Origin of the sequence: Pseudomonas sp. 18058, assembly GCF_902706155.1 — a bacterium.
GTDB lineage: Bacteria > Pseudomonadota > Gammaproteobacteria > Pseudomonadales > Pseudomonadaceae > Aquipseudomonas > Aquipseudomonas rustica.
The window spans coordinates 65140-74268 of the sequence record NZ_CACSJY010000032.1 but is presented as its reverse complement, the minus strand read 5'-3'; the positions used below and the strand labels follow the sequence as shown (position 1 = coordinate 74268).

Sequence of the window (9129 nt, the reverse complement as noted above, 5' to 3'; positions counted from 1 at the left end):
TTCCCACGCTCTGCGTGGGAATGCTGCCAATGGACGCTCTGCGTCCGCCCCGGAATGTGACGCAGAGCGTCACGGTATGCATTCCCACGCGGAGCGTGGGAACGATCAAGATCGCAGCCTGCGGCAGCTCCTACAGAATGGCGTATACCTGTAGGAGCTGGCGAAGCCTGCGATCTATTGATCTTCAGCGCATAAAAAAGGGCCTGCAATTGCAGGCCCTTTTTATTTGCCGAAATCAGTTTAAGGCTTGTGCGCCCGCGACAGGAATTCGTGCGATTGCATTTCCAGCAGACGGCTCAGCGTGCGCTGGAATTCGAAATTCAAACGGCCGCCGGTGTACAGATCCTTCAGCTCGACTTCAGCGGAAATGATCAGCTTGACGTTACGGTCGTAGAACTCGTCGACCATGTTGATGAAGCGGCGAGCGATGTCGTCAGTGGTGACGCTCATCTGCTCGACACCGCTGAGCAGCACGGCGTGGAAGATCTTGCCCAGCTCGATGTAATCGTTCTGGCTACGCGGGCCGTCGCACAGTTCGCGGAAGTCGAACCAGGCCACGTCGTCGCAAGTACGCAATGCGCGGATCTCGCGGTTTTCGATCATCAACACGTCGTTCTCGACCGCTGCCGTGCATTCCGGCGTCAGCGCGCGGAAGCTTTTGCGCAGGCTTTCGTGGGACGCTTCGTCGAGCGGGAAGTGGAACAGCTCCGCTTGTTCGAGGTGACGCAGGCGATAGTCGACGCCGCTGTCGACGTTGACGATCTCGGTGTTCTGCTTGATCAGCGCAATGGCTGGCAGGAAGCGCGCGCGTTGCAGACCGTCCTTGTACAGACCGTCCGGGACGATGTTCGACGTCGCGACCAGGGTCACGCCGTTCTTGAACAGCTCTTCCATCAACGTGCCGAGAATCATCGCGTCGGTGATGTCAGAGACGAAGAACTCATCGAAGCAGATCACTCGCGACTCGTCGGAGAAACGCTTGGCGATGATGGTCAGCGGATTTTTCTCGCCGCCGAGGGTTTTCATCTCTTCGTGCACACGCTTCATGAAGCGGTGGAAGTGAGTGCGGGTCTTTTCCTTGAACGGCAGCGCTTCGAAGAAGGTGTCGACCAGGTAAGTTTTGCCGCGACCCACGCCGCCCCAGAAATACAGACCCTTGACCGGCGTCTGATCTTTTTTACCGAACAGCTTGCTCAGCAGACCCGGCTTGTTTTGATCGGCGGCGATCAGATCGTCGTACAGACGCTGCAAATGACGCACAGCAGTTTCCTGCGCGGCATCATGGAAGAAGTCCGGGCGTTTCAGATCAGCTTGGTATCGTTCTAGGGGCGTCATAATTCGTTAGCAAGGCAACAAAAACGGGCCGTCACTGTAGCGATGGCCCGGGGGAATGGCAATCGGCCCTTGGTCGGGCCGTGCCGCCGATTAGTCTTGAACCGGGGTCAGCGCGACGCGCAAGGCATCGATGGCCGCATCGCGAGCCGCCGCGTCGGCGAACGCCGGGCTGTCGCCCACGCACTCGCCTTCGAGCCAGACGCTGAAGCTCAGGTCTTCGCTGCGTACGTCCAGCGGCTGACCCGATTGCAGTTGCTTGGTCACCTGACCAGCGGCTTTGCCGTCGGCGAAGTTGCGCGACAGCAGCAATTGCTCGCCATCGGCCGCCAGCAGACGGAAACGGAAGCTGCCGTCGTCTTCACGGAAGCTGACGAAACGCGCGGCTTTCGCGGCTTTCTTCTTGGTGGTTGCGGCAACCTGAACCTGATTGACGAAAGAACGCAGGCCAACGGCTTCGCGCAATTCGTTGAGGAACGGCGTCGCCACAGCTCGGGCCTTTTTCGCACCGATCTGCAGGATGTCTTCCAGATCCGCCGGACGTTCGATCAGTTGGTGATACTTGTCGCGCGCTTCGCCGAGATCGTTGTCGAGCAACTGGAACAAACGGCTCTTCGCCTCGCCCCAACCCAGACCACCGAGCAGTTCGCTGCGGAATTCGTCAGCCTGTGCTGGCGTGGCGAAGGCCTGGAACAGGGTGAACAAATGCGAGTTGTCCGGATCTTTCGCTTCGCCTGGCGCCTTCGAGTCAGTGACGATCCGCGAGATCGCGTCTTTCATCTCTTTGGCGCTGGAGAACAACGGGATGGTGTTGTCGTAGCTCTTCGACATCTTGCGACCGTCGAGGCCCGGCAATGTCGCCACGCTTTCTTCGATCAGCGCTTCGGGCATGGTGAAGAATTCTTTGCCCTGACCGAACAAGTGGTTGAAACGCTGGCCGATGTCGCGGGCCATCTCAACGTGCTGGATCTGGTCACGACCGACCGGCACCTTGTGCGCGTTGAACATCAGGATGTCCGCCGCCATCAGCACCGGGTAGCTGTAGAGGCCCATGGTGATGCCGGCGTCCGGGTCTTCACCGGTTTCAACGTTCTTGTCCACCGAGGCCTTGTAGGCGTGCGCACGGTTGAGCAGGCCCTTCGCGGCGACGCAGGTCAGCAGCCAGGTCAGCTCAGGGATTTCCGGGATGTCGGACTGGCGGTAGAAGGTCACCCGGTCGACATCGAGGCCACCGGCCAGCCAGGTCGCGGCGATTTCCAGACGCGAGCGCTGGATGCGCAGCGGGTCATCGCATTTGATCAGGGCGTGGTAGTCGGCCAAGAAGTAGAACGAATCGGCATTGCTGTCACGGCTGGCAAGGATCGCCGGGCGGATGGCGCCGGCGTAGTTGCCCAGGTGCGGCGTGCCGGTGGTGGTGATGCCGGTGAGGATACGGGTACGGTTCGTCATGGGTAATCGCTTGTCAGACTGCAATCAATTCGAGAGACGCGGCAGGATCAGATCCTTGAGATCGGTCAGCTTGCCATGAAAAAAGTGTCCGCATTCTGCCACTTTCAGCAGCTCATGGGGGCGCTGGAGTTGTTCCGACCAGTCGTAAACCAGTTGCGGATCGATGACTTCGTCGGTTTCCGGCTGGATCACGGTGAGTTCGCCCTGCTGCGGCAGTTGATCCTGCTCGCCCAGGCGCATGACCGCCGGGGCGACCATGAATAGGTGCTTGAGCTGCACGCCTTGGTCTTCAAGACGACCGCCGAGACTTGCTGCAACAAATCCGCCGAAGGAGAAACCGAACAGGGTCAGCGGCAAGTTCGGATGTTTTTCGCGCAGCCATGCCGCAGCCGCTTGGGCATCATCGACTTCACCGGTGCCCATGTCGTGCGAACCTTCGCTGGCGCCGACGCCGCGATAGTTGAAGCGCAAGGTAATCAGGCCGGCGTCGCGCGCAGTGCGCTGCAGGGTCGAGACGACTTTGTTGAGCATGGTGCCGCCCTGCACCGGGTTCGGGTGGCAGATCAGCGCGATGCCGCGCGGCTGCTCATTGTCGAGGTACAAGGCTTCGATTTGGCCGACTGGGCCGGCAATCACTACAGGGGTTTCACGCATCAGCAAGGAAGGAACTCCGTGACCTCGAATCGGGTCGACTCGTCTAGCAAATTGTCTGTGCCAATCTATTGCGAGTGAATCGCGGTATACAGCGCAGGTTCGAGCCGTTAACGTAAAGCAAAGCCGTTTATAGAGGAAGGACTCGTGGAACACTCGCTCTTAGTTTGGTTGTTACCGACTCTTGCCCTGGTTGTGGGTGTCGCCATTGGATTCCTGATCGCGCGCGTTGCGCCGAACGCCGCGCCGAGCCGTACGCAGCGTCAACTGGATGATATCCAGGAGCGCTTCGACAGTTATCAAAACGAGGTGGTCACCCACTTCAACAGCACCGCGATGCTGGTCAAGAAACTGACCCAGAGCTATCAGGAAGTGCAGGATCATCTCGCCGAGGGCGCCAACCGTCTGGCCCTGGACGAGCAGACCCGCCAGCGCTTGATGGCCGCCCTGCACGCCGACGCAGCGCAGGCACCACGCGAACGCCTGACGCCACCGCACAACAATCAAGAACCGCCGCGTGACTACGCGCCAAAAACCCCGAACGCGCCGGGCATGCTTGATGAGCACTATGGTTTGAAGAAGTAAGCAGTCTCGCTGCAAACCAAAAGCCCCCGGACAGTGAAGTGTTCGGGGGCTTTTTTGTGTCTGGGGATGTGTGTTGATTTTTAGGGCCCCTTCGCGAGCAAGCCCGCTCCCACAGGGGAACGCATTTCCGATGTGGGAGCACCAGAGTTTGAAGAAGTAAGCAGTCTTCGCTGAAAACCAAAAGCCCCCGGACAGTGAGGTGTTCGGGGGCTTTTTTGTGTCTGGGGATGTGTGTTGATTTTTAGTTTCTCTTCGCGAGCAAGCCCGCTCCCACATTTGGAATGCATTCCCCTGTGGGAGCGGGCTTGCTCGCGAAGGGGCCGGCATAGGCCACACAAAAAAATGCCCGATCACCGGATCGGGCATTTCTTCATTCAGGCAATCGCTTACGGATACTGCTGAACCGTGCCCGGCTGCTGTTGCTGCGGCGCACCATACTGCTGACCCGGAATCGCCTTCAGGTTGACTTCAACCCGACGGTTCTGCGCACGGCCATTGACGTCACCGTTGCTGGCAATCGGATTATCCGGGCCGGCACCGCGTGCCGACAGGTTGGCACCGCTGACACCTTGCGAGGTCAGGTAAGTCGCCACGCTCTGCGCACGACGCTGCGACAGATCCATGTTGTGCTGGCGGCTGCCGGTGCTGTCGGTGTAGCCGACGATCTCGATCTGGTTCTGGCTGAATTCCTTCAGCGAGTTCGCGAGGTTGTTCAGTGGCTGATAGAAGCTGGAAGCGATGTTCGCCGAATCGGTGGCGAACGTGATGTTGCCCGGCATGATCAGTTTGATCTGATCGCCCTGACGCTGCACTTCAACACCAGTGTTGGCCATGCTCGCGCGCAGCTTCTTCTCTTGCTGGTCAGCGTAGTAACCGTAACCGGCGGCAGAAGCACCGACCACGGCCGCGCCGATCAGCGCGCCCTTGCCACGGTTGTCGTGACCGATGGCGGCACCGGCCAGTGCGCCGGCGAGTGCACCGAGGCCACCGTATTTGGCGGTTTTGCTCATTCCTTGGGAGCCACTGTCGGCCTGGCCCTGATTGTCATACGGGTTAGGCGAGGCGCAGCCGGACAGCAAGGCCACGGCAGTAGCGACAATAATCAAACGACGCGTGGTGAACATGAAGAGCTCCTACTTTTGCATTCTGTGGTGCAACGGCCATTGGCAATCGCCCGTGCGGGCGTTGGATCATGACAATGCACAAAAATTCCGCAGCAGACCCGTGACAAAATATTTAGGCCCGCACAAAAGGGTTTTCGCGCATCTCATCCCCCAGACGCGTGTCCGGGCCATGCCCGGTCACGACAGTCGCGTCCTCGTCCAGCGTGTATAGCCGCTGCTTGATCGACCGCACGATGGTCGCCTGATCGCCGCCCCACAAATCCGTGCGCCCTACGCCGCGACGAAACAGCGTGTCGCCGGCAATCAACAGCTTAGCCTCGGAAAACCAAAAGCTCATGGAACCGGGCGTATGCCCGGGCGTATGCAACGCCACGCCGCAGCCGCAAGCGAGTTCTTCGTCGTCACTCAACCAGCGATCTGGCGACGGTACCGGCGTGTACGGCACGCCGAACATCTGGCATTGCATCTCGAGGTTGTCCCAGAGGAACTGATCTTCTTTGTGTAAATGCAGAGTTGCGCCGGTTTTCTCTTTCATCTGCCCCGAAGCGAGGAAGTGATCGAGATGCGCGTGGGTGTGGATGATGCTGACCACTTTCAGCCCATACGCATCAAGGCGCGCCATGATCAGATCGGGATTGCCGCCCGGATCGACGACGATGGCTTTCTTGGTGATCGGATCGCCGATGATCGTGCAGTTGCACTGCAAAGGGCCGACGGGGAAGGTTTCGCGGATGAGCGCTGGGGCTGGAACGGTCATGGGAAATCCTGAGCAATGGCTCGAAAACGGCCGATGCCGGATGTTACCGTCGCTAGACCCTTAACCCCAACTCCTTCGCCCGCGCCACCGCTTGCGTGCGCCGCTCGACCCCCAACTTGCTGTTGATGTGGCTGGCGTGGGTTTTCACGGTGTGCAGCGAGATAAATAACTGCTCGCTGATTTCCTGATTTGAACAGCCTTGGGCGATCAGGCGCAGCACGGCCAGTTCGCGGCTGCTGAGTTGTTCTGCTGCTGAGCATTCGGCCACGGCACGGACAGCAACATGCGGCATGTGTCCGAGTAATTGCTGACCGACAAGGGTCGACGCGATCGGCGCCAATTGGGCGCGCAGCCAGTCGGTGTGTCCTTTGATCAATGCATCGAAAGGCTGCAGCACGCCGCCGGTCGCGGCTTCCAGCGCCTGACTCAACGCCTTGCGCGCTTCCGGCTCGCGTCCCCCGGCCAGCAGCAACGCCACTTTCTGCGTCAGCGCCATCACACTGAGTAACTGTCGCCCGGTTTGCTGACCGTTCTCGTGCAACACGTTCAAGCGCCCTTCGGCGAGCATCGGCTGGCCCTGAATCAGGTCGAGCAATGCCTGCTGCAATTCAACGTGCAACGGCAGTTGTGGATGAAACTCCGGTGGCGCGGCGGCACGCTCACCGGTGTAGGTCTGGCCCAGTCGCGCCAGCCAGGCCTCGGCGAGATCGGTGCGGCCCTGCGCCAGCCACAGCTCGCATTTGACCAGGGTGATCATCGCCAGGTAGTAGATCGGCGGCACGTCCCAGATGTGCATCAGCCGTTCGGCTTCGGAGAGTTCAGCGAAGGCTTTGGCGAATTCGCCGGTGGCACCGTCCAGCCGCGCTATCACGCAATGGCCGATCAATACGCTGATGTCGCGACAGGCACGCGCCTCGCCGATGCCGGCCAACAACCGCGTACGGGCGACTTGCGGCTGCAGGCGCATCGCTAACAGAAAACCTTCGTATAAGGTCAGCCGTGCGCGCACCGCGTACAGACGTTGCGGCGACAGACCGCGCAAGCGCTCCAACCCTTGATGCACTTCATCCAGTGCCCGCAGAATTTCGCCACGCGCCTGCAACACGCGAGCGCGATCGTAATGCGCCAAGGCTTCGAACAACGGATTGCCGACACGCTGCGCCAGCTCCAGCGATTCACGGTTGAGCCCACGGGCGCGCCACAGATCACCGTCGGCAATCGCCAGATTGGACAGCGTCGACAAGCACATCAGACGCTGGCCATAACGCTTCGCCGGCAGGCTCTCCAGCGCTTCGCTGCAATATTTCAGGGTCAGTTCACGATGGCCGCGCCCGCGAGCGATGATCCCGCTCAGCGCCAGCCATTGCGCCAGCATCGACTTTTGCGCAGTGGCTGAGGGTGCCGGCAGGAAGCGGCTCAAGTGGCTGGAAAGCTCTTCGGCGGCATCGAGCTGACAGGCCAGCCCCAGCGCCCAGCTGTACAGCACGATCAGCCGTGGCGTGCTGATCAACAGGCTGTCGGGCAAGTCCATTTTCCAGCGCAGCAACATGCCGACGTTTTGCTCGGCCAGCAGTTGTTCTTCGGACAGGTTCTGCACCAGATTCGCCGCGACATCGAGGTGACCGGCGCGCAACGCCTGCTCCACCGCTTCATCGAGCAAGCCCTGAGCATTGAACCAGCGACAGGCGCGCAAGTGCAGCGTTGCGGTCGGCACCATGGCGTGTGCAATCGGGCGGCTGCGCAACAGATCGGAGAACAAATGGTGATAGCGATACCAGTGGCCGTGCTCGTCCAGCGGCACCAGAAACACCTGATGCGCCTGCAGAAAACGCAGAATCTCGGCGCTGTCATGGGCTTCGCGCACGGCGTCGCACAGCTCGCCGCAAAAACGTTCTTGCGGCGCGGTGTCGTAGAGAAAGGCCTGCACTTCGGCCGGCAGGCAATCGATGACTTCTTCGAGCAGATAATCGCGGATCAGCCCTTCCCCGCCGTTCAGCGCTTGCGGTAACGCGGCATCGTTGCCGGCTTCGGCCACCGCGAGCAGCCAGAAGCGCAGCCCGGCAACCCAGCCTTCGCTGCGTTGAATCAGACTTTCCAGTGCTTCGCCGCGCAATGAGCTGCTGTGGCGATCGAGCAAAGTCAGGGCTTCGTCGTGGGTCAGGCGCAGATCCTGTTCCTGCAGTTCAAGCAACTGACGGGACAGGCGCAAACGCGCCAGATGCCAGTCCGGACGCTGGCGACTGGTGACCATCACCAGCAAGCCGTCGGGCAAATGATTGAGGAAAAATTGCAGGCAACGGTCGAGTACCGGGCCTTGGGCGAGATGGTAATCGTCGAGCACCAGCAGCAACGGTGTCGCGGTATCGAGGTGCAGCGCCAACTCATCAAGCAAGCCGTCGAGCCATTCTTCAAAGGCAAACGGCTGATGGCGCTGACGCATTTTCAACAGCCCCAATGCGCGGCTGCCCACTTGGGGAAAGTAGTCCTGCAGGCCTTCGAGCAAACGTTCGAGAAAGCGCCCGGGGTCGCTGTCTCGCGGGCTCAGGCCCAGCCACAAACTTTGCCAATGCGCCGGCAGGCTCTGACAGAACTCCACCGCCAGCGAACTCTTGCCGAACCCGGCCGGTGCGCTGACCAGCAACAATCGCCCGCCGAGCCCGGCTTGCAGGCGTTCGCACAGGCGTGGTCGCAAAACATAGCCGTCGGGCAACGGTGGACGGAAGAAACGCCCGTCCAGTGCCGCGACGGCAACGCTTGCAGGACCCGGAAGTGGGGACAGATCAGTCATGGCCGGCTCTTGTTTGAATGGCTATTGGCGGCGTTGCAGATGTCCGCAGACTAGCCTTAAACGTACCGGTAATGAAGGTTGCTGCTACAAATGGCTACAAAAGTCTTTCCAGAATGCGCCATTCGCCCCGTATTTAGACCTGTAGGAGCTGCCGAAGGCTGCGATCTTTTGATTTCGTTGTTTGGGTTTTGGGGGCATATCCGTTGCTGCGGTTGGGGCTTCTGGCGGTTTCGCTCTTACAGCGACTCACTTTTCCAGACGCCGGAGTGCCGGCCCAGCGAAAAGTAAGCAAAAGGCTTTGCCCCCGGCGTACGGCACTTCGCTGAGGCTCAGTGTTCCCTCGCTACGGTGTCCATCCGGGGGCATCGCCTACGGTTTGCTTCGCTGCACCTCCTCTCGATGTATGCGGCTGCGCCGCACGGCGCTGCGCGCCTGCCCCGAAT

At 60.3% G+C, this 9129-nt stretch carries 7 protein-coding genes; 1 reads left to right on the top strand and 6 read right to left on the bottom strand.

Annotation, left to right across the window (positions count from 1 at the left end; translation table 11 throughout):
• Nucleotides 1-240: 240 nt before the first annotated feature.
• From zapE to GVL50_RS18190, 3 genes are all read right to left on the bottom strand, one after another.
• Entirely contained in the window at nucleotides 241-1335 is a 1095-nt protein-coding gene (gene zapE, locus GVL50_RS18200) for a cell division protein ZapE (protein WP_053123668.1), read from the bottom strand.
• A gap of 90 nt (nucleotides 1336-1425) precedes the next feature.
• A complete protein-coding gene (locus tag GVL50_RS18195) occupies nucleotides 1426-2781 on the bottom strand; it encodes a tryptophan--tRNA ligase (RefSeq protein ID WP_159814642.1) in 1356 nt (451 codons plus the stop codon).
• Between the two features lie 24 nt (nucleotides 2782-2805).
• Nucleotides 2806-3435 (bottom strand): alpha/beta hydrolase, encoded by a 630-nt coding sequence (locus tag GVL50_RS18190; RefSeq protein WP_053123793.1) that lies wholly within the window; start codon nucleotides 3433-3435, stop codon nucleotides 2806-2808.
• A gap of 144 nt (nucleotides 3436-3579) precedes the next feature.
• Between GVL50_RS18190 and GVL50_RS18185 the strand changes: the two genes are divergently transcribed.
• Nucleotides 3580-4017 (top strand): YhcB family protein, encoded by a 438-nt coding sequence (locus tag GVL50_RS18185; protein WP_053123671.1) that lies wholly within the window; start codon nucleotides 3580-3582, stop codon nucleotides 4015-4017.
• Between the two features lie 386 nt (nucleotides 4018-4403).
• Here GVL50_RS18185 and GVL50_RS18180 read toward each other — a convergent pair whose 3' ends face one another.
• The 3 genes from GVL50_RS18180 to GVL50_RS18170 all read right to left on the bottom strand — a co-directional run bounded on the left by GVL50_RS18180 (nucleotide 4404) and on the right by GVL50_RS18170 (nucleotide 8686).
• Complete coding sequence (locus GVL50_RS18180; RefSeq protein WP_053123674.1) at nucleotides 4404-5141, bottom strand: OmpA family protein; 738 nt, start codon at nucleotides 5139-5141, stop codon at nucleotides 4404-4406.
• Nucleotides 5142-5253: 112 nt separating this feature from the next.
• Nucleotides 5254-5898, bottom strand: a complete 645-nt coding sequence (locus tag GVL50_RS18175) for an MBL fold metallo-hydrolase (protein WP_159814641.1) — start codon at nucleotides 5896-5898, stop codon at nucleotides 5254-5256.
• Nucleotides 5899-5950: 52 nt separating this feature from the next.
• Nucleotides 5951-8686 (bottom strand): LuxR C-terminal-related transcriptional regulator, encoded by a 2736-nt coding sequence (locus tag GVL50_RS18170; protein ID WP_159814640.1) that lies wholly within the window; start codon nucleotides 8684-8686, stop codon nucleotides 5951-5953.
• Between the last annotated feature and the right edge of the window lie 443 nt (nucleotides 8687-9129).